Consider the following 20,498-nt stretch of genomic DNA (forward strand, 5'->3'; position numbering starts at 1 on the left):
ATTTAACTAAAAATATTTATTAATAAAAATAATATTCTTGTACCTAATTTTTTGACAGTTTGACTTTACATTGTGTTAAATAAGTCTTTCGACTATTTCTGTTACTGATTGCGCCAATACATTTATCTAAAAACAGTTTTACGCAGCCATAGCGATACACTGACCAAGGCAATCAATATGGGAACTTCAACCAAAGGACCAATAATCGTGGTAAATGCGACAGGTGAAGCCAATCCAAATGTTGCAATCGCGACAGCAAGCGCCAATTCAAAGTTATTTCCTGCTGCAGTAAAAGAAATCGCTGTGGTTTTAGGATAATCATTGCCCATCCACTTGCTCATAAAAAAGCTCAGGAAAAACATCACCACAAAATACAGGGATAATGGAATGGCAATTCGCACGACTTCTAATGGTAAGCTAACTACATCCGCCCCTTTTAAACTAAACATCGCCACAATGGTAAATAACAATGCCAATAAACTCAGCGGACTGACATTAGCGATAAACGTTTGTTGATACCATTCTAATCCTTTGCGCTTGACTAGAATGATCCGACTTAGAAAACCCAAAAAAAATGGGATACCTAAATAGATTAAAACCGCATGTGTAATCGTCCAAAAGCTAACATCAATAACTTTTCCTGCTACGCCAAAATACGGTGGTAGAACTGTTAAAAACAACCAAGCATAAGTACTAAAAAAGACAATTTGGAAAATACTATTAAAAGCGACTAAAGCTGCGACATATTGATTGTCACCACCTGCTAAGTTATTCCATACCAAGACCATCGCAATACAACGCGCTAAACCAATAAGAATTAAACCCGTCATATATTCAGGATAAGCATGTAAAAACATGATGGCTAAAGCAAACATCAGGCACGGCGCGATTAACCAATTTTGTAGCAAAGACAAAGTCAGCGTTCGTTTGTCTTTGAAGACTTCAGCTAAGGTCGCATAATCCACTTTGGCAAGTGGCGGATACATCATCAAAATTAAACCTATCGCAATGGGTATATTGACTGAATCAAGACTTAAATGATTTAAAGCTACAGCTGCCTGAGGGAAATATACGCTGATGCAGATCCCCAATCCCATCGCAATAAAGATCCATAAAGTTAAATTGCGATCTAAGAAAGAAAGCCGCGAAGTTGGCTGATTTGAATTCATTACAGCTTACTCACAACAGCTGTTGATTTGGATCGAGTCTGAATGCCCCATAACTGAATTCGCAGTTTGCGCTGCAATTATGTTTAATACAGCATTGGCCCATTCTGGTAATTCAGGATTTAAACGGTAATACACCCATTGGCCTTTACGTTGATCAAGTAAAATGGACAAATTCCTCAACAAGGCCAAGTGTCTAGAAATTTTTGGCTGGCTTAAATTTAAGGCTTCGGTGATTTCACAAACACAAACATTCCCCTGTGCCAAGACAATTTTTAAAATATCCAAACGAGTTGGATCTGATAAACACTTAAAGAAATCGGGTTGATCCATCACAATTACTCAATTTTATGGTTTAGTATATTCACTATTGCGAATATACGCATATCCATATATAAATGCAATATTGCTTTTTAACAGAGAGTCGATCGATGTCATCTCAAATTAAGATTTATCATAATCCTGCCTGTGGGACTTCACGCAATACCCTTGCACTCATTCGAAATGCAGGTATCGAACCTGAAGTGATCGAATATTTACAGTATCCACCTAACAAAACTCAGCTCATCGATTTAATTCAGCAATCTGCTTTGTCGGTACGAGATGCACTGCGTAAAAATGTTGATGTTTATAAAACTTTAAAACTAGATCAAGCAGAGTGGACTGACGATCAACTGATTAATTTTATGTTGCAATACCCGATTTTAATCAACCGCCCTTTTGTGGTGACTGAATTGGGTGTTCGTTTATGTCGACCCTCTGAATTGGTTTTAGATCTCTTATCTACACCACAGCGTACTTCTTTTAGTAAAGAAGATGGCGAAATTATTATCGATCAGCAATTAAAAAGGCTTAAATAATTTTTTAGGGTTTTTCAAAAAACCCAATTAATTAAACATAAGATATTGAATAATATATATTTTAATACAAATTAACCCGATTAATCCTGAGTGTTTTACTAGGTTGAATCTTATTTTTAAACCCTTACAATAAAACCATATTTTTAGTATGCCTTTTAAATTTATATGAGCATCTCACATATTACTGAACTCTTATCACCAGCAGGATCATTGAAGAATATGCGTTATGCATTTGCTTACGGTGCCGATGCGGTGTATGCAGGTCAACCTCGCTATAGCTTACGAGTTCGTAATAATGAGTTTGATCATGATCATTTAAAAGTGGGTATTGCTGAAGCGCATGCCTTAGGCAAAAAATTTTATGTAGTGGTGAATATTCAACCGCATAATGCTAAATTAAAAAATTTTATTCGCGATCTTGAACCTGTGGTCGCCATGCAACCTGATGCACTGATCATGTCAGATCCTGGCTTGATCATGCTGGTTCGAGAAAACTTCCCACAAATATCCATCCATCTCTCTGTACAGGCAAATGCGGTCAATTGGGCAACCGTAAAATTTTGGAAAAATATGGGACTCACTCGTGTCATTTTGTCACGTGAGTTATCTATCGAGGAAATTGAAGAAATTAAACAGAATGTACCCGATATGGAAATCGAAGTTTTCGTACACGGTGCACTCTGTATGGCTTATTCCGGTCGTTGCTTACTTTCAGGCTATATGAATAAACGTGATGCAAATCAAGGCGCTTGCACCAATGCATGTCGCTGGGAATACAATATTCACGAAGCAACAGAAGATGCATTTGGGGATGTCATTCCAGTCCAACAACTGGAGACAGCATCAGACTGTTGCAACAATAAAGATGCCGACGAGCAACACGCCATACAACAACATCAATTTGGCGAACCGGTTTTATTACAACGTCATAAAGAAGACATGTTTGCTGCTGAAGAAGACCAACATGGCACTTACTTTATGAACTCTAAAGACTTACGTGCAGTTCAGCACGTAGATCGTTTAACCAAGATGGGCATTAATTCCTTAAAAATCGAAGGACGCACCAAATCTTACTTTTATTGCGCTAGAACAGCACAAATTTATCGCAAAGCGATTGATGATGCTCTACAGGGAAAACCTTTTGATCGGGCGTTAATGTCACAACTCGAAGGTTTAGCCAATCGAGGTTATACCGAAGGTTTCTTACGTCGCCATGTCCATACCGAATATCAAAACTATGCAACTGGCTCTTCTCAGTTTGACCATCAACAATTTGTTGGTGAAGTACTTGAACGCAATGATGATTACATCAAAATTGAGGTAAAGAATCGTTTTGTTGTGGGTGACTCTATGGAACTCATGACCACATCTGGCAACATCACATTTATTCTTTATGAAATTTTAGATAAAAACAGACAACCGATCATAGAGGCAAAAGGCTCAGGATATATTGTAGAAATTCCAATTCCGGCTGATATTGATATGAAATATTCCTTATTAATTAGAAACTTACCAAATTCGACTACTGATATTTCAGCATCATCATTGGCTTACCAAGCAGTTTAGGATATCGAAATGGCTTTAATGATTACAGACCAGTGCATCAATTGTGATATGTGTGTACCAGAATGCCCCAATCAGGCAATTTTTGAGGGAGAAAAGTTCTATGAAATTGATACACAGCGTTGTACTGAATGTGTCGGGTTTTATGAACATCAAACCTGTGTGGATGTCTGTCCGATTGAATGTATTGTTCAAAATCCACAACATATAGAAAGCAAAGCGCAATTATTAAATCGCTTTCATTATCTAAGTTTGTTTGGCTAAGACAAAATCCGACACCAATTCTAATCTTGGAACGTATTTTGCTTAGTTAACGCATTGGTCCAAATAACAATAACAATAAAGAAAATGGAGCTGAGCTGTATGGCAACACAGCTCATAAAAAGGGGAAAACAACAATATTAGGGAAAAGCCAAGGTGTATTTGGGGAACACTTTGGCTTTTTTCTTATTGAAAAAATCATGTTTGATTTAAATTTTAATTTCAAGATAGGTAATATAAGCAAAAAGCTAAGCGACGAAAAAACTCATAGATCTTCATTCATGGGCAAAATTTTGCGAAAACTTCTCCTTACACCACTGTTTGACTTCATTTACAATAAAATCAGCATCTGGCAAAGTTAAAAAATAGTAATTCCATGCAGTTTCAACACATGGAGATACAATTTTCAGCCGCCCTTGTTGTAAATCATTGGCAATTGAAATGCGGCTTAATAATGCAATACCCTGTCCAGACAATACAGCCTGAATTGCATGACTTTCTTGTGTATAAAATACCTGCGCTTGCCCTGCTTGAATATGTAAGCCTTGTTTTTCAAACCATTTCTGCCAATTGACTCGATTTGGACAGTATTCGTCTCCCCAGGTAAAGTGAATCAATGGCACAGTCGTCCAGTTCATAGTTGCAATATCCAAAGAAGGATGCCCGACTGCAACATATTCATCAACTGCTAATAATTCCGCATCAACATCTTGATAGCCCCCTGAACCATACCGAATCGCCAAATCATAGAGACCTGAAGTCATATTAACGAGGTCATAACTTGCATGTACCCGAAACATAATATTGGGAAAGCGACTTTGTAACTCTGGCAAATAAGGAATAATCCACTCACTTGCAAAGGATGGTGTTGTGGTAATGGTCAATAATCTTTGTTTATTTTGCTCAAGTTGAAACAAAGCCGTTTGAATCTGCACAAAACCTGATTGCACATGCTTAAGTAAATACTCTCCTTCTGGCGTTAGGCTGATCGAGCGTGTACGTCGTTCGAATAATTGAATATTCAATTGCTGTTCCAGCTTCTTAATACGATGACTTAAGGCGGTAGGTGTTAAAAACAATTGGTCTGCTGCTTTTTTAAAGCTGAGTTGTTCAGCGACATGCTGAAAAGCCAACAATTGCTCCAAGGAATTATGCAAAATCACAGAAGATCACCGCGCAAAATATAAATGAATTGGATTCAGTTATAACATGTATTTTTATCGTTTGTTGTTTTTTTCATATTCGATAAAAATCAATTTGAACAAACAACAAATTGAGTAACAATCATGGCAAATATACTAAAAATAGATACTAGTTTAAGAACAGGTATCTCAGGTACGCACCCACATGGTTCTTTAAGCCGACGCTTAACCGAATTATTTATTGATCAATGGAATGAAATTGATTCATCTGTACAAGTTAAACATCGTGATTTAGGTCGAAATCCACCCCCTTATATTGATGAAGAGTGGATCATTTCTGAATTTGGCTATGCAGAATCTGAAGAAAAGGCACAACAACGCCTACAACTGAGTAATGAGTTTATCGAAGAATTATATTGGGCAGATATTATTGTGCTTGGCGTACCGATGTATAACTTTGGGACACCTGCTCATCTAAAAGCCTATATTGATCACATCGTGAGAATGAATAAAACCTACTCATTTGATCTTAGCAAAGAGCAACCGTACTCAGGGCTTTTGGATCATCAAAAAACTATGATTATCCTTTCTGCCCGTGGTGGGCATGACTTTGATTCAGCTGATGCGCCATTTCCCAATCATGCTGAACCTGCAATAAAAACAGCATTCAATTTTATAGGTATCGAAAAATTTCATGAAATCGCAATTGAGTATCAGGAATTTGGTGGCGAGTTGTTAGCGCAATCGATCCAAGCCGCAGAACGAAAAACCATTGCGCTTGTTCAAGATTTACAACATTAACAAAGCTTATTTTTGCAAGCTCTATTCAATAGTATTCAACCTTCAACACAAAAAAAGGAATTGAGCTGTTAGCAACTCAATTCCTATTAAGGGTAAAATATGGGATAAATGTTAAGGCAAGCCAAAGTTGTCATTACGGCACTTTGGCTTGCTTTTCAACGTGTAATCATTGAAAGATTATTGACCTGAACGAATGATGTAATCGAATGCAGATAAAGACGCTTTTGCACCCTCACCAGCTGCAATTATGATTTGTTTATAAGGTACTGTTGTACAGTCACCCGCAGCAAATACGCCTTTTACATTGGTTTCATTACGATCATTTACCACAATTTCATTCCGGTTTGAAAGCTCTACAGCAGTTGCTTTTAAGAAATCTGTGTTTGGCAATAAACCAATTTGTACAAAGATTCCCGCAAGTTCAATGGTATGTAATTCATCTGTTGCACGGTCTTTATACTTCAACCCTGTCACAATCGAACCATCACCAATCACTTCTGTAGATAGTGCATTCAAAATCACAGTGGTATTTGGCAAACTATTCAATTTATCTTGAAGCACTTGGTCAGCCCGAAGTTGAGTATCAAACTCGATCAATGTGACATGTTCAACAATACCAGCAAGATCAATTGCGGCCTCTACACCTGAGTTACCCCCACCAATCACGGCAACCTTCTTGCCTTTAAATAATGGACCATCACAGTGTGGGCAATACGCAACACCACGTGTTTTGTACTCTTTCTCACCAGGTACATTCATCTCTCTCCAACGTGCACCTGTAGATAAGATGACCGTTTTTGATTCAAGTTTTGCACCATTTTCCAATTCAACTTCAACTAAACCATTAGTTGTTTGATCAGCACCAACAATGTTTTTCACTTTTTGTAAATTCATAATGTCCACACCGTACTCCCGAACATGTGCTTCCATATCTGAACCAAACTTAGGGCCTTGTGTTTTTTGTACTGAGATAAAGTTTTCAATATCCATGGTGTCCATGACCTGACCACCGAAACGCTCAGAAACAATACCTGTCCGAATCCCTTTACGTGCAGCATATACCGCAGATGTTGCACCAGCAGGTCCACCACCAATCACCAATACATCAAACGCTTCTTTAGCATTCAGCTTTTCAGCATCTTTAGCCGCAGCACCACTGTCCAATTTCGCAACGATTTCTTCCAAAGTCATACGACCTTGACCAATATGTTCACCATTTTGGAAAACCATAGGTACAGCCAAGATTTTGCGCTCTTCAACTTCATCTTGGAAGAATGCACCATCAATCATGGTTGCCGTAGTACCAGGATTATTAATTGCAATCAAGTTAAGTGCTTGAACAACATCTGGACAGTTATGGCAACTTAAAGAAACGAATACATCAAAATTCGCAGTCAAATTTAAACCTTTGACTTGAGACAAGATTTCATCAGAAACTTTTGGCGCATAACCTGATACTTGTAATAAAGCTAAAATTAATGAGGTAAACTCATGCCCCATCGGTAAACCAGCAAAGAATACACGAGGTTGTTCACCTACTTTTGCAATACCAAAGCTCGGTTTACGATCATTCTGACCATCGTAACGGGCAGTCACTTGATCTGACAGTGCAGCAATTTCGGTCACCAATTCTTTAATTTTGTCTGACTTATCAGAACCATTTAAAGAAGCAACAATTTCAATTGGGCTTTCAAGGCGCTCTAACAAGGTTTTTAATTGAGCAGAAGTATTTGTATCTAACATGCTAACAATCTCCAAGGGAGTAAATTTCTTTCGTTGAATGTATATTACGTCTATTTAAAAAATAGATAAAACAGTTTGTTTTTATTAAATCAATCGGTTTTTTAGTTTAACAAAAATCAGCCACCTTCTCATCAGCATATCCCCCTATTTTCAAATTTAAATTCTCTAATGCTGGTATATATGGGCATTGGCAAGAAAATCAATAGACATCACCGACTTCCTCGAAACTTAAAATTAGATTAATTTTCAACAAAAATAATATTTTCTTCGACCATCTCTCTACAAAAAATCATGCGCAGCTAAGCCACAAAGTTTTAAGCTAAATTTATGTTGTGGTTTCTCCAATTAAGTACAACAAGGTGTACTTATTCACAATTCCTGTATAAATAAGTGAAGAGGTAAAACAATGAAAATAGAGTTCGTATTCGATATCGTCTATCCAATGAGTTATGTGGCGTTTGAAAAACTCAAACAACATTGGAATCAACCGATGGCGAAAAAAATCGAATTATTACCTGTGCAAGTTTTACCCGAAATTCCAGAACAAGGCTTAGATGTTTATCAATACCTGACTGAAAGATATGGAACCAAAGAAGCCAATCGTAAACTTGATATGGCAAAATTTGCTGCTTATAGTCAAGATTTAACCGTGGATATTGAGCATATGAAGCGTATGCCCAATAGCCGTTTAGCCCATCAGGCGATATTGGCTTTAGACAATATCTTTGACCAATTCGCATTAACGCAGGCTTTATTCCACGCCATATTCGCCCATGGTAAAGACATTGCCAACCCTGAAGTTCTGAAACAAATCATTGAAGGTATGGGCTTGGATGGCACGAAAGTTCTACGTTCTATTCAACATAAGGAAATCGCAGACAAACAAACTGAGATCACCCAGTATGTACAAGGTTTCGGTAAACATCCTACTCCCTACTATATTGTAGATGGTGAAATCTGGGATAAAACCTTTGACACCTTAGAACTGAAAGACCTGATTACCAACAGAGCGAAAGATGTCGCTTAGTACAACGAGATTTAATTTTCGAACAATAAAAAGCACTTTTGTGATCAGCAAAAGTGCTTTTTATCAAGATTTTTACAAAGCATAAGCTTTGTGGCTTACATTAACCGATGCGATGGCCAATTCGATGTAAACGTTTCGCAATTCGACTTGCCACCCAATAAATCATCAAGCTAAAAAATAAACTGAGTGCTGAAATTCCCCATAAAACCTTTTCAACAATGTTCGACCAGAAGCTTGCACGATTCACTTGCGCTTCAACACCTTGCGCAATCGGGGAAAGCGCTCGATTAAATACCTGATATTGAATTGTCCATAATTGCTCCGGTTTAAAGCCGTATTCTAAAAAGCGGGAATCAAATTGCTCAGCTTTAATTAATTTTTCTGCGTAAACCGTAGCCACAACCTTATCAATAGGTTTATGCATCAAGGCGGTTTGTGCCAATAAATAGCTTTGTACTGTATCAGGCGCATCCGATCTTTGCAGATATTGATAAATGTCGCTTTGCTGAATGTTTTGATCATACTTTATAAATGATTTTAACTCTTTATCTTCATCATCTTTTAGATCATATTGCACATAAGTCAAACCAGACCATAGCACAATCAAGGATAAAAGCCATGCAACAAATTTAAGGATAAAAGATTGCAAGCGCACCTTAAAAAAGCGAATTTTTCTTAATATACCAACAATAATAAATGCACCAATAAAAGATACAATTAATTTTAAGATCAGCCAACCAAACCATGACAATGCATTCATAAGATAGTCTGGTTGATGGATATATTCTCTTAATTGCTGATCTAGAATATATGGCAAATGTAACTGATGAACCTGTTGTGCCACACCGAACAAGTTAAAAACCAATTCCTGTTGAAAAAAAACAGAAACAAAACTTGCGATACCGACAGAGGATAAAACCACAGCAGAAACCATCAAATTCCGTTTTCGATGCTGAAGTATTTTTAGTCCGTGTTCGATCTGTTGAATATCTACAGGATATTGCGTTTTTTCAGTCAACCTTTACACCTTTAGATGAGATTGTGCCAAGATTTAAAATTTGGCTTAGGATTGATGCGTACTGGTATCTAATACCAACTGTTGCAAATTCGATTGAAGCGCTTTAATCCGAGTCGAAGCCTCTTCACGTTTTTGCATACCCTCTTTCTGAATTTGAATAACATCATTTACAGTTTTAATCAGGGTATTTTGAACATGTTCAAGCGTTTCAATATCAATCACTGAACGTTGATTGGCTTTGGCAGTATCCACAGAATTTTGATGAAGTAAATCTGCATTGCGTTTTAATAGCTCATTGGTTGCATCATCAATCGTGTTGGCAAGCTGCACACTATTTCGTTGTTCATTTAAAGAAATCGCTAAGCTGATCTGGTTTTTCCATGCAGGTAAAGTAATATTTTTTATGGCATAAAATTTATCGACCAACATCATATTATTGGATTGAATAATACGAATCATCGGTAAGGTTTGCATTGCAGATTGTTGCAAGACTTGTAAATCACTCACCCGCTTTTCTAGATTGTTGGCTAAATGGTTAAGGTCATAAACATGCTGATTGATTTTAGGATCTTGCTCTTGCTGAGATAAAGTCGCAATTTCTTGCTGCACTTCTACTTGCTTAATTCGACCTGCGGCAATATAAACACCCAGCTGTCGATATTCCTCTTGAACACCATTAAACATACGATCTAATGTTTCTACCCGTGCTTTTAAACCTGTTTGTGATGTTTCAATTTCTTTGACCAATGAATCTATTTGCTCTTTGGTGGTATTAAAATGTTGATCGAAACTTTGTTTAGCACCTTTAAACTTACTGAGTATGCTTCCAATAAATCCTGAATTTTTTGATTGATTTAAAATACTCGATGTATTTAATTGCTGAGCAACTTGAACGACTTCATTTAATTTTTGCCCAGTGACATCTAAGTCTTTATTTTTGACTAAGTTGAGTAATTCATCAGTATATGAAGATGTTTTGGTCGCAATATTTTTACCGTATTCAGCAACGGAAGCATGATTAATATTGGCCAAGTCTTTATGCGCATTTACAACCTCATTAAAATCTTCAGTATTTAAACCTATTTCTTTCAAATTCAATTGTTCAAACTTTTGTAATTCCAATGGCGTATTGGATTGTGCGCTTAATGCTTGATAATTCGAATCGCTCATACATGTATCCTATTTATTTTCTAATGATTTCTTTAATGATTGAATTAATTTATCACGACTTTTATCAAGTTCTTCCGTCATTGTAAAAGAATTCTGGGTACTGCTCTGTTTTACATGATACTGCCATGCAGGAATCAGAACATTTTGGGCTTCATTAAATCGATCAAGTAAGCTCAAGGAAAGCTGTTGTGTTAACTGCATTTGTGCTAACGCAATATCATTACTGGATTGTAGCGTTTGTAACGTGTTGACTTTTTTAGACAGCCGATCAGAAAAATTATCTAAAGGATGGCGATGGTGTATAAAATCAGGATATTCATGTAAAAATTCCTGAGCGGCGCGAATATATTTCGCCATTTGCTCTCTTAAGCCATTGGCTTGTTGAAATCTTGCTTCCGACTTTTGAATTTCCACTTGTAATCTTTGACTCAAATGCTTTGCTTCATCAATTAAACTTTCTAATTCATGTAAATATTTGACTTGTCCAACGCTAAACTCTAAATCTAAACCTAACCATTTTTGTATAGCATTAAATTTACGTTGATTGAGTTTTTTTTTGGATGTAGATAATTGATGAATGATTTGTGCAATAATTTGACTCAGTTTTTGCGTTAAACTTGGATCAATAGCTTTTAACAGAACCGATTGTGCTTGAATTAACTGATCAGCATATAAATTCAGTCGTGTTTGATTGTCGAGTAATGGAACCAAATCATTTCTTTTAATCGAAAGTAATTCATCAGAACTACATGGGATCTTTTCAAGGGGTGTAAGTACAGTAAATTGTTTCATATCAGTTCAAAATGAATAACTTTTCAATGATTTAAGGGAAATCAATTAACAAACCCTTCCTATTTAAAACTTATAATACAAATTATGAAGAAAGCCTATATAAATAGCAAAAAACATACAGATACAAAAAAACCAGTTTCTAAAAACTGGTTTTTTTGTACACACTAAGTTGTAAAATTCATTAATTTGCCAGTTTATTTATTTGCCTATTATTGCTTTGGTTGTCTATTTGTTTGATAGCGGCGATATCCTGTCAACCCTAACAGTCCAAGAAGACTGAGCCAACCCAATGCACCACCACCACTTGTACGCGTACTTCCGGGCGCTGTACCTGAGTTTTCTAATTTTACCGTCGCAGTATTGGAAATTACACCATCTGCATCATACACATAGTAGGTAAATTTGTAGCTAAATGGGTCCAGTGTGTTTCTGAGTTGGATATGAACTTTGCCACCATAGCAGGTATATTTACTATCAACACCTGGGCAAGGACCACTACGATCTGCAGTAATAACTATTGGGTCAATATTTGTACCTATTCGGATAGGTAATTCAACACCATCTGCATTGATATAAAATTTTGGTTTATTGGGTTTTGCAGTTAAAGCTGCTGCATTACCATCACCATCATCATTGGCATATTGGAGTAAATCTACATCAATTGCTTTAGTTGAACCATATTCAACTTTAAAACTACTATCCTCTACGATGGGTGCAATGTTAGCAAAGGTTCCAATCACATAAGCTGAAGATGTAATATTTGGTTCAGATTTTAACTGTAGTTGATAACTACAGAATTCATTATCACCTGATGGGGTTATGCTGTCGTCTATACGCCATAACATAATTCTTTTTAAGTTGGCATTCCATTCACACTTAAAGTTTGGATCTTCCTTACCCGCAAAGACCTTATCGCTATTCAATAAACCCACACCAAGTGGCTTAACAATCACATCATAATTGTCAACGCTTAGATGTTTTACAACCCTAATATCTTTACCATCCTGCCCTTTAGTAATGATTTCTGCTGGCAGATTGGCAGCAAAAGGGTCAACAAAGATGGTGCGATATTTCTGATCTGATTTGGTGTATTTTATTAGATTACTATATAACTCTGATTGAAATTTATAAAAAGGAATAAAGTCTTGGTTGGTTGCTGGGTCAGCAATCAACTTATTATAATTATCCAATATGTTCTGATAATTGCTAAGTGCAGCAACCACTGATGCATTGGTCGAGCTTAAGTTATTTGCTGTAAGACGTAAAACCTCTGTAGAACCGATATCACATGAGTTCGCTACATCATTTTGACCATTCGAGTTTTCCGCAACCACTCGGGTGACACCTCGCTGATCAGATCCACTACACCCAGTATAACCAATATCAACTAAATCTTTATCTGTGCCTAAGTTTTTAGGGAAATACATCGGCATAAAACCAGTGGATTCACTCGGTTGCTCTAAGTCATTTAAAATAGATGAGAACTCAATATTACTCACATCAAATGAATGGTCTTTACCCTCTTTAGTCACTGCCTCTGCAACTTCACACTGATCATTACCAGCAGTAAGCTTTAAAGCATTATAGCCCAGCACTACACCTGAGCCTTCAACTTTACTGACATCACCATCTGCATAACGACAAGATTTCCCATTATTATAAGCCAGTATATTATTGCTTAAAGTTTTTAAACCATTGTATCCATATAATAGTGTTGCCCAAGCATCATTCTTTACAATAGTATTGCTGAGCAGTGATAAAGAAGAACTATCACTAAAATTAACCTTTCCTTGTGGTGTTAATTGGCTAAATTGAATGATGCTCCCTTGACTCATACTTGCAGTATTCTTTGTCAATGTATTTGCAGTAAATGTCACAGAAGGCTGTCCACAAAAACTAAACATACTTAAGCTATTTGCAGATCCATTATTAATGAAAGTTGTGCCATTCACTGCGATACTTCGTGTTGTAAAAACCAAATTATCAGAGCATGTCATTCCAAGTACACTACCTTGATCAGCTTTATTTGCGTCAAACACGCCATAGTTGACTGTAAGTGAACTTGAAGCATCATTTAGATAAATTGCACCACCAGTTTTCGCATTTGAATTGATAATTGTTACATTGGTTAAGGTTGTTGCACCGCCTGCATAAATCGCTCCGCCCACGCTGCTATTGGTGTCATTCAAGCTAGAGCCATCTTTTAAAATCACATCTTTCAGCGTTAAACTTGGCTTATTTTCATAAATGGTATTGAAAATACGCGAGGTCCCTTGGCCTGAAATTGTAGTTTTTAATGGCGTTGAAGCAGGGAAATTATTAGTTAATACATCTGGCCGACTATAATCACCAGGTTCTTTACCAACAATGGAAATATCTGAATTAGGTCTTAACTCTTTCGTCAGCTTATATTCACCCGCTTCTAATTGAATTACATTGGGCACTGTCGAATAAACTTGTCCTGCACTGCAACCACCATAAGCTTTATGTGTAGCAGCAGCTCGTAAGGCTTCTCTGATTGAACACTTGTCAGGATTTGTTCCATCCTCATCTTCAAAGGTAGTCACATAAATTGTTTTATCTTCTGCCGCCATCAGAGACATGGTCGACAAAATAACAAGTGTTAGAAATCCCTTTTTATAATTTTTCATATCCGATCCTTTACTTATATTTTATCCGTCGATAGCCTGCTAAACCGATCAGTCCAATGATTGAAAGAAACCCTAAACTTCCACCTGAAGTCTTTACTTTAGAGTTCTTAAAATCATCTGGCTTTCTTTGTACAATTCGTGCGGGGATCGTAATATAAGGATTATCTGATTTATTAAAACTTGTGGTTGAGGTCACCACATTGATTTTAAATTCATCTGAACCTTGCCAACGACTATTTGGGGTATACACAATATCACCAGCCTGGTTTATCGACATTGTTCCTTTAGATGGGGTATTTGTTTGGATGACTTTTAAACAGCCAATTTGCCAAGGCTTACCATTGTCATCCAACTCTCGATTAAAAATCTGCTTACACTTTTCAACACTAACCAACTCACCATCTTGTAATTGATCTGCGATTGAAAACTTAGCTGTTTCACCATATAAAATATCTTGCCCCACAGTTGTAACATCTGTGGTGTTAATCACCAATTCAATCGCACCACGATCACATAATTGTGAATTAACATCTCGATTTTTACCACGCTGATCAACTGATGAACATGCCAATATTTTATCTTGTACTTCTGGACCATGGTTAATAATCAGTGAATCTTCAGCTGAATTATAACTTGCTAAAATTCTTGGTAAAAAATAACCTAAAGCTACAGTAGGTGCCTCTGTAAATGGACATAAAATTCCATCGGTACTATAGTCACACTTGCCTTCCGTGGTATTCCCAGCAATTAGTTGTACATTGCCTAATGCTGTAGATTTAAAACCACTACAGCCCGATGAATAGAGGTTATTACTGATCTGTTCCGCTTCTCCGCCAGCCACAATCGTACAATCTTGTGTACCATTTTTAGCAATAATACTATTTGCAACATAACCTTTCTTTTGGGGCGCGTTTACAATAAGTCCCATAGTATTGAGAATCATGGTGACATTGTTGATTTGCATGGCATCGTAAATCTTGACTACATAGCCTTTATTGCTAAAGATCGTACTATTCATAATTCCAAAAGGAATTGAGGAGCCAATTGTTTTTAAAGCCTCTTCTGAAAATTGATTTTTTGTTTCAAAATTTGAACTTGCTGAATTTGTAACTTCATTATCTCGAATTAATGACTGTGTAATAACAAATGTTGGTAGTTCGGTATAAACAACACCTCCTTCTACTGCTGTATTACCTTTCATTAAGGTCTTGTTTATAGAAACAGAACTTAATGAAGTATTCGCAACATACACACCCGCATTGTAAATTGCGCCACCTTGTCTTGCATGACCATTTAAAAGCTGGCTATTACTTATACCTAAAGACTCTTTGTTATAGATTAAACCACCTTGATCAGCACATACCGCTTCATTACACCCTTTTAAGGTAATTTCATTAAATGAAACTTTGAGCATTGCAGGTGGTGTCTCTACTGCCGAATCTATGATTTTTTCAATCTGAAATAAACGTTCTTTTCCAACCATTTTAATAATGGCATTGTTTTTACCTATAAGCGTTTGTGTATTATTTACGTTGCTTTCATAAGTCGAACCAAACGTCACATCTTTGAGTATCCTGATTTGGCTATTCAGTGAATACTCTTTATTCCCTTGTAATATGATATTTGCAGTAACCTCTTTACCACCACCACAACCATTATAGCCAGCCTCAGGCATTCCCTGATTGACATATTCGACTGCTTCTCTTAATGAACACTGATCATCAGCTTTTAAAATATCATCTGTCGTTGTCACAGTAATATTTGCACTAAATGCTTGACCGGTAATACATAATAATCCTAAGCCTATGCCCCGTTTGAGCATTATAGTCTCCTTGATTTCTTTTAATTATTTCTTATTAGCCAGCATTACGCTTTGCTATCAGTCCTTTTTGCGTACTTTGTCACACGCGATAAAAATTCTCAAGAATTTTTATCGATGAATCGATTAACTTCATCTATTTGTGTTACGCGCACTCAACAACAGTAAAAAAAACTATTGTCTATATTCATCAATCAATGCATAGATCTGTCTTAAAGTTGCGTGAGATAATTTAGTTTTCTCACCCTTCAATAACTTTTCTAGCTGTTCAACAGATTGAAGTAGTGTACTCGTTTGATGTGGGCCATGTAATAGCAAATATTCCGTTATTTGTGGGTCAAAATGTACACCCCGACGTTCTAAGACTGAATGCAATAAAGCATGCCGATCAGCATAGGAGTGCCCACTGGGTACTTTTACACTGACAGCCTGTGTAAGTCGAGATTGTAGGTCAGGGAGTTCTAATTTTAATTCAATAGGCGCAAATCGTGATGAAAATACCAACTGCCCGCCATCTTCATTATTATTATTAATAAGATGGAATACCGCTTTTTGCCAATGCGGTACGCCACTAATTGCTTCAATATCATCTAAGGCAACTAAGTCATAGCTTTCTAAGGATGTGATCGCTTCTATAGGCGCATCTAACAATTCCAATAAAGATACTTTTATCGCAGATTTACCAATTTCTAAATAAGAATCACAAATCGCAGTGAGTAAATGGCTTTTACCAGTTCCAGCGCTACCATAGATATAGAAACGATTCATCAGGCCTGCATGAAGCTGACGCACAGCATCAATTACAGGTCCCCAACCTGGTCCAGAAAAATCACTAATTCTGGCATCCAGTTGTGGTTCTATATCCAACTGCAATTGACGCATATATTCAAATCATTCCTAAAGTGGATTTTGATCATTTTTAATCGATTGATCAGTATCTTGCGTGTTTTTAACTTCAATATCAAGATCAACTTGGTCGCTTTCGACTGAAATTGTTTCAGTGGTACCATGATTTTGTACAGTCACCAAAGTATCATTGGCCTTAAAAAACTGACTTTCTTGATATAACTCTTTGAGATGCTTGAGTAAAACCACGATAACAGCTGCAACTGGAAGTGCAATCAACATTCCAACAAATCCCCCCAACTGCGCACCTGCAAGTACTGCGAATACTACGGCTACAGGAGATAAACCAATTTTATCACCCAATAAGAAAGGTTGAAGGATATATCCCTCTATGAGTTGCCCTACACCAAATACAGCTAAAACCATCAATAAATGCTTTGGATCTAGACCAAACTGGAAAAAACAGGCAATGACAGCAGCTATAATACCAACACCAAAGCCAAGATAAGGAATAATACTGCACAATCCTGCGATCATACCAATAATTAATCCAACTTCTAGACCAACCAATTGCAAGCCCACAGCATAGACAATTCCCAATAAAATCATCACAAGGAATTGCCCTTTGACAAAAGCACCTAAAACACTATGGCATTCACCAACAATTTTAAGCACATTACTTTCATATTGGCGTGGGATAAAACTTTTTAAATGCTCCAACATCCGATTCCAATCAAGTAAGAAATAGAATGCAATAATTGGAATTAAAACAATTGTTCCACCGATCGAAATAAAACTCAGTCCAGATTGGGCAATTTTTAATGCCATCGATTGGATACTATCCGCACTATAGTTGGTCTGAACATACTCCATCACTACTTTAGATATTTGATCTGTATCCAACTCCATATGTTCAACATTGAAATTGTTGGATAACCACGGTAAAAAAGTAGAATTCACCCAATGGATTCCCGCGGGAATACTGTCACGCGCATAGATTAATTGTTTCCAAACCAAGGGTACAACAAACCAAGTCGCCCAAGTCAGTAATACACCTATTCCAATAAATACCACTGAAATAGATAACCACCTTGGCAAAAATTTAGACAGCTTATCTACCACTGGACTAAATAAATAGGCAACGAGAAAAGCTGCGACAAAAGGAATCACTACGGGTTTTAATAAATATAAAATCCATAAAACTAAAGCAATTCCAGCAAGGATAAAAATTCGTTTTAAAGTCCGATCGTGCATTGAATCACGCCTATTTCAAATTTATTCGTTATAGAGGGGAAAATATTTTAATAAAGATAGCATTTTAGTGCAGAAATAACATAAGAGTTTCGTATATTCGGGTATAATCCCCGCGCGAATGCGGAGACTTCAATTATGAGCAACTCAACTTCTACCCCAAACACTGGTTTAAGCTATAAAGACGCTGGTGTCGATATTGAAGCGGGCGACGCACTTGTCGATCGAATCAAATCTGTCGCTAAACGTACCACACGCCCTGAAGTGATGGGTGGTTTAGGCGGCTTCGGTGCACTTTGCAGAATCCCTAAAGGTTATGAAGAACCTGTTCTTGTATCTGGTACAGATGGTGTCGGTACAAAATTACGTTTAGCATTGAACTTAAACCGTCATGACACAATTGGTCAAGATTTGGTTGCAATGTGTGTAAACGATCTTCTTGTATGTGGTGCTGAACCTCTATTCTTCCTCGATTATTATGCAACTGGACATTTAAATGTTGATGTTGCTGCAAATGTTGTGACTGGGATAGGTAAAGGTTGTGAACTTGCAGGCTGCGCATTGGTCGGTGGTGAAACTGCTGAAATGCCAGGGATGTATGAAGGTGAAGACTATGACTTAGCAGGTTTTTCTGTGGGTGTGGTTGAAGCAAGTAAAATCATTGATGGTTCTAAAGTAAAAGCAGGTGATGTTCTCATCGGTTTAGCATCTTCTGGTGCACACTCAAACGGTTACTCTTTACTTCGTAAAATCTTAGACGTGAAAAACGTTGATTTAACTCAGATTGTAGATGGTCGTCCGCTTGCAGATGTTGCAATGGAACCAACACGTATTTATGTAAAACCAGTACTTGAGCTATGCAAACAAGTTGATGTTCATGCAATGGCACATATCACAGGTGGTGGTTTACCAGGCAATCTACCTCGCGTACTTCCAAATGGTGCTCAAGCTGTGATTAATGAATCATCGTGGGAATGGCCTGAATTGTTCAAACTTTTACAACGTGAAGGTGCTGTAGAACAATTTGAAATGTACCGTACATTTAACTGTGGTGTGGGTATGGTCATTGCAGTTGACGTTGCTGATGCTGACAAAACCATTGAAGTTTTAACTGCTCAAGGCGAAAAAGCATGGACCATTGGTCATATCCAAGAAAATGCTGCTTCAATTGAAGGCGCAGACGAAAAAATTCGTGTGATTTTTGCATAAGCTCCCCACATGATTAAAATTGCTGTACTCGTTTCAGGCAATGGAAGCAACCTTCAAGCCTTGATTGATGCCAATCTTTCAGGGCAAATCGTGGGGGTTATTTCCAACAAACCTGAAGCATTTGCCATAGAGCGTGCTACAAAAGCAGGCATTGCAACGACTGTGATTGAGCATAAACACTACCCTAATCGTGAAGCTTTTGATGATGTTATGCATCAACAATTACAGGATTGGAATGTTGACTTAGTCATTCTTGCTGGTTTTATGCGAATTCTCAGTGCAAAGTTTGTGCAAGCATGGGAAGGAAAAATGGTGAATATCCACCCTTCTCTATTGCCAAATTACAAAGGCATGCATACTCATCAACGTGTTTTAAATACAGGTGATGTTTTGCATGGCTGTACTGTGCATTTTGTTACTGCTGAATTAGACGCTGGTCAAGCTTTGACTCAGGGTATTTTAAAAGTTACTTTGCATGATACTGTGCAATCGCTTGCAGCACGAGTCCATGTACTTGAGCATTTAATTTATCCTCAAGCGGTTGAATGGATCTGTAATGGCACCATTCAACACTTGGAAAATGGTCAGGTTTTATATAAGGGACAAGCACTTAAACAGCCAATTCAATTTTGCCAACTTTAAGATTTGCTTGATTTAAAATACTGTCAAAAAATGCATCTCAGGATGCATTTTTTATATCTAATATAAAATTCGCCCATTTAGTGACCTTAGATAACAATAGGTTTATAGCAAAGTCGCTTGAACTGCTACATTTGACATAAAAAGATTGAAATCAATTTATGGGAAAAACAGCGGACTTTTTAACGATAGGCCGTAACAAAAACCTTTACTTATAATCAAATCCCCTAATTATTCATACAAGTGATTTCCATCAATTTATTGATCATAAATGTAGCCTATATTTTTGTTTGAACTTATAGAAACTATTGGTTATCAAACCATTTTTTGTACTTTTCAATCCTAGATGGTTGTCCTATCGCAGGAAGACAGGGATGTCGCCCAATGTATGTAGGAATGTGGGGTACAGGACATACCCCTCGTCCAACTGAAGATTTTTGTCATCTTGTATCTTGTTCTTTGTAGTGATTAGCTATCACTACACGTAAATTGTAGAGTTTGGTTTGTCATCAAAACTTCGAGTTTCCTGAAAAGATTAAA

General features: G+C 37.0%; 18 protein-coding genes. 7 read left to right on the forward strand and 11 right to left on the reverse strand.

Annotated elements, in window-relative coordinates:
• Positions 1 to 122 precede the first annotated feature (122 nt).
• Together arsB and WFN33_RS19545 are read right to left on the reverse strand one after the other, a co-directional pair.
• Positions 123 to 1,169, reverse strand: coding sequence for an ACR3 family arsenite efflux transporter (gene arsB / locus WFN33_RS19540; RefSeq protein ID WP_336954702.1), 1,047 nt, complete (start codon positions 1,167 to 1,169; stop codon positions 123 to 125).
• A 6-nt stretch (positions 1,170 to 1,175) separates the two neighbouring features.
• Complete coding sequence (locus WFN33_RS19545; RefSeq protein WP_336954704.1) at positions 1,176 to 1,499, reverse strand: ArsR/SmtB family transcription factor; 324 nt, start codon at positions 1,497 to 1,499, stop codon at positions 1,176 to 1,178.
• A 98-nt stretch (positions 1,500 to 1,597) separates the two neighbouring features.
• Here WFN33_RS19545 and arsC point away from each other — a divergent pair, with 98 nt between their 5' ends.
• The 3 genes from arsC (at position 1,598) to WFN33_RS19560 (ending at position 3,853) form a co-directional block, all read left to right on the forward strand.
• Entirely contained in the window at positions 1,598 to 2,026 is a 429-nt protein-coding gene (arsC, locus tag WFN33_RS19550) for an arsenate reductase (glutaredoxin) (protein ID WP_336954706.1), read from the forward strand.
• A 165-nt stretch (positions 2,027 to 2,191) separates the two neighbouring features.
• On the forward strand, positions 2,192 to 3,592 hold the full coding sequence (gene trhP / locus WFN33_RS19555; RefSeq protein ID WP_336954707.1) for a prephenate-dependent tRNA uridine(34) hydroxylase TrhP: 1,401 nt from the start codon (positions 2,192 to 2,194) through the stop codon (positions 3,590 to 3,592).
• 9 nt (positions 3,593 to 3,601) lie between these two features.
• Positions 3,602 to 3,853 (forward strand): YfhL family 4Fe-4S dicluster ferredoxin, encoded by a 252-nt coding sequence (locus WFN33_RS19560; RefSeq protein WP_004721738.1) that lies wholly within the window; start codon positions 3,602 to 3,604, stop codon positions 3,851 to 3,853.
• A gap of 272 nt (positions 3,854 to 4,125) precedes the next feature.
• Here the strand turns inward: WFN33_RS19560 and WFN33_RS19565 are convergent, their stop codons facing one another.
• Positions 4,126 to 4,983, reverse strand: a complete 858-nt coding sequence (locus WFN33_RS19565; protein ID WP_336954709.1) for a LysR substrate-binding domain-containing protein — start codon at positions 4,981 to 4,983, stop codon at positions 4,126 to 4,128.
• Positions 4,984 to 5,136: 153 nt separating this feature from the next.
• Between WFN33_RS19565 and WFN33_RS19570 the strand changes: the two genes are divergently transcribed.
• Complete coding sequence (locus tag WFN33_RS19570; protein ID WP_336954710.1) at positions 5,137 to 5,793, forward strand: FMN-dependent NADH-azoreductase; 657 nt, start codon at positions 5,137 to 5,139, stop codon at positions 5,791 to 5,793.
• Positions 5,794 to 5,970: 177 nt separating this feature from the next.
• On the opposite strand, the gene ahpF is transcribed toward WFN33_RS19570, so the two are convergent.
• Positions 5,971 to 7,536: an alkyl hydroperoxide reductase subunit F gene (gene ahpF / locus WFN33_RS19575; RefSeq protein WP_336954712.1), complete on the reverse strand. Its 1,566-nt coding sequence runs from the start codon at positions 7,534 to 7,536 to the stop codon at positions 5,971 to 5,973.
• A gap of 406 nt (positions 7,537 to 7,942) precedes the next feature.
• Between ahpF and WFN33_RS19580 the strand changes: the two genes are divergently transcribed.
• Entirely contained in the window at positions 7,943 to 8,563 is a 621-nt protein-coding gene (locus tag WFN33_RS19580) for a DsbA family oxidoreductase (protein WP_336954714.1), read from the forward strand.
• A 100-nt stretch (positions 8,564 to 8,663) separates the two neighbouring features.
• Here the strand turns inward: WFN33_RS19580 and WFN33_RS19585 are convergent, their stop codons facing one another.
• From WFN33_RS19585 to cxpE, 7 genes are all read right to left on the reverse strand, one after another.
• A complete protein-coding gene (locus tag WFN33_RS19585) occupies positions 8,664 to 9,581 on the reverse strand; it encodes a hypothetical protein (RefSeq protein WP_336954715.1) in 918 nt (305 codons plus the stop codon).
• A 45-nt stretch (positions 9,582 to 9,626) separates the two neighbouring features.
• Positions 9,627 to 10,751, reverse strand: a complete 1,125-nt coding sequence (locus tag WFN33_RS19590) for a toxic anion resistance protein (protein WP_336954716.1) — start codon at positions 10,749 to 10,751, stop codon at positions 9,627 to 9,629.
• Positions 10,752 to 10,760: 9 nt separating this feature from the next.
• Positions 10,761 to 11,543 (reverse strand): tellurium resistance protein, encoded by a 783-nt coding sequence (locus WFN33_RS19595; RefSeq protein WP_336954717.1) that lies wholly within the window; start codon positions 11,541 to 11,543, stop codon positions 10,761 to 10,763.
• 209 nt (positions 11,544 to 11,752) lie between these two features.
• A complete protein-coding gene (locus WFN33_RS19600) occupies positions 11,753 to 14,194 on the reverse strand; it encodes a CSLREA domain-containing protein (protein WP_336954718.1) in 2,442 nt (813 codons plus the stop codon).
• 10 nt (positions 14,195 to 14,204) lie between these two features.
• Complete coding sequence (gene rbtA / locus WFN33_RS19605; protein ID WP_336954719.1) at positions 14,205 to 16,016, reverse strand: rhombotarget A; 1,812 nt, start codon at positions 16,014 to 16,016, stop codon at positions 14,205 to 14,207.
• 171 nt (positions 16,017 to 16,187) lie between these two features.
• Positions 16,188 to 16,895 carry a DnaA regulatory inactivator Hda gene (hda, locus tag WFN33_RS19610; protein ID WP_336954720.1) on the reverse strand — a complete coding sequence of 236 codons (708 nt, stop codon included), beginning with the start codon at positions 16,893 to 16,895 and terminating at the stop codon, positions 16,188 to 16,190.
• A 15-nt stretch (positions 16,896 to 16,910) separates the two neighbouring features.
• Positions 16,911 to 18,113, reverse strand: coding sequence for a chloramphenicol efflux transporter CxpE (gene cxpE / locus WFN33_RS19615; protein WP_336954722.1), 1,203 nt, complete (start codon positions 18,111 to 18,113; stop codon positions 16,911 to 16,913).
• Positions 18,114 to 18,248: 135 nt separating this feature from the next.
• Between cxpE and purM the strand changes: the two genes are divergently transcribed.
• Complete coding sequence (gene purM / locus WFN33_RS19620) at positions 18,249 to 19,319, forward strand: phosphoribosylformylglycinamidine cyclo-ligase (protein WP_336954723.1); 1,071 nt, start codon at positions 18,249 to 18,251, stop codon at positions 19,317 to 19,319.
• Between the two features lie 9 nt (positions 19,320 to 19,328).
• Entirely contained in the window at positions 19,329 to 19,961 is a 633-nt protein-coding gene (purN, locus tag WFN33_RS19625; protein WP_336954724.1) for a phosphoribosylglycinamide formyltransferase, read from the forward strand.
• Positions 19,962 to 20,498: the final 537 nt, after the last annotated feature.

The organism is Acinetobacter sp. AS167 (assembly GCF_037152175.1).
GTDB lineage: Bacteria > Pseudomonadota > Gammaproteobacteria > Pseudomonadales > Moraxellaceae > Acinetobacter.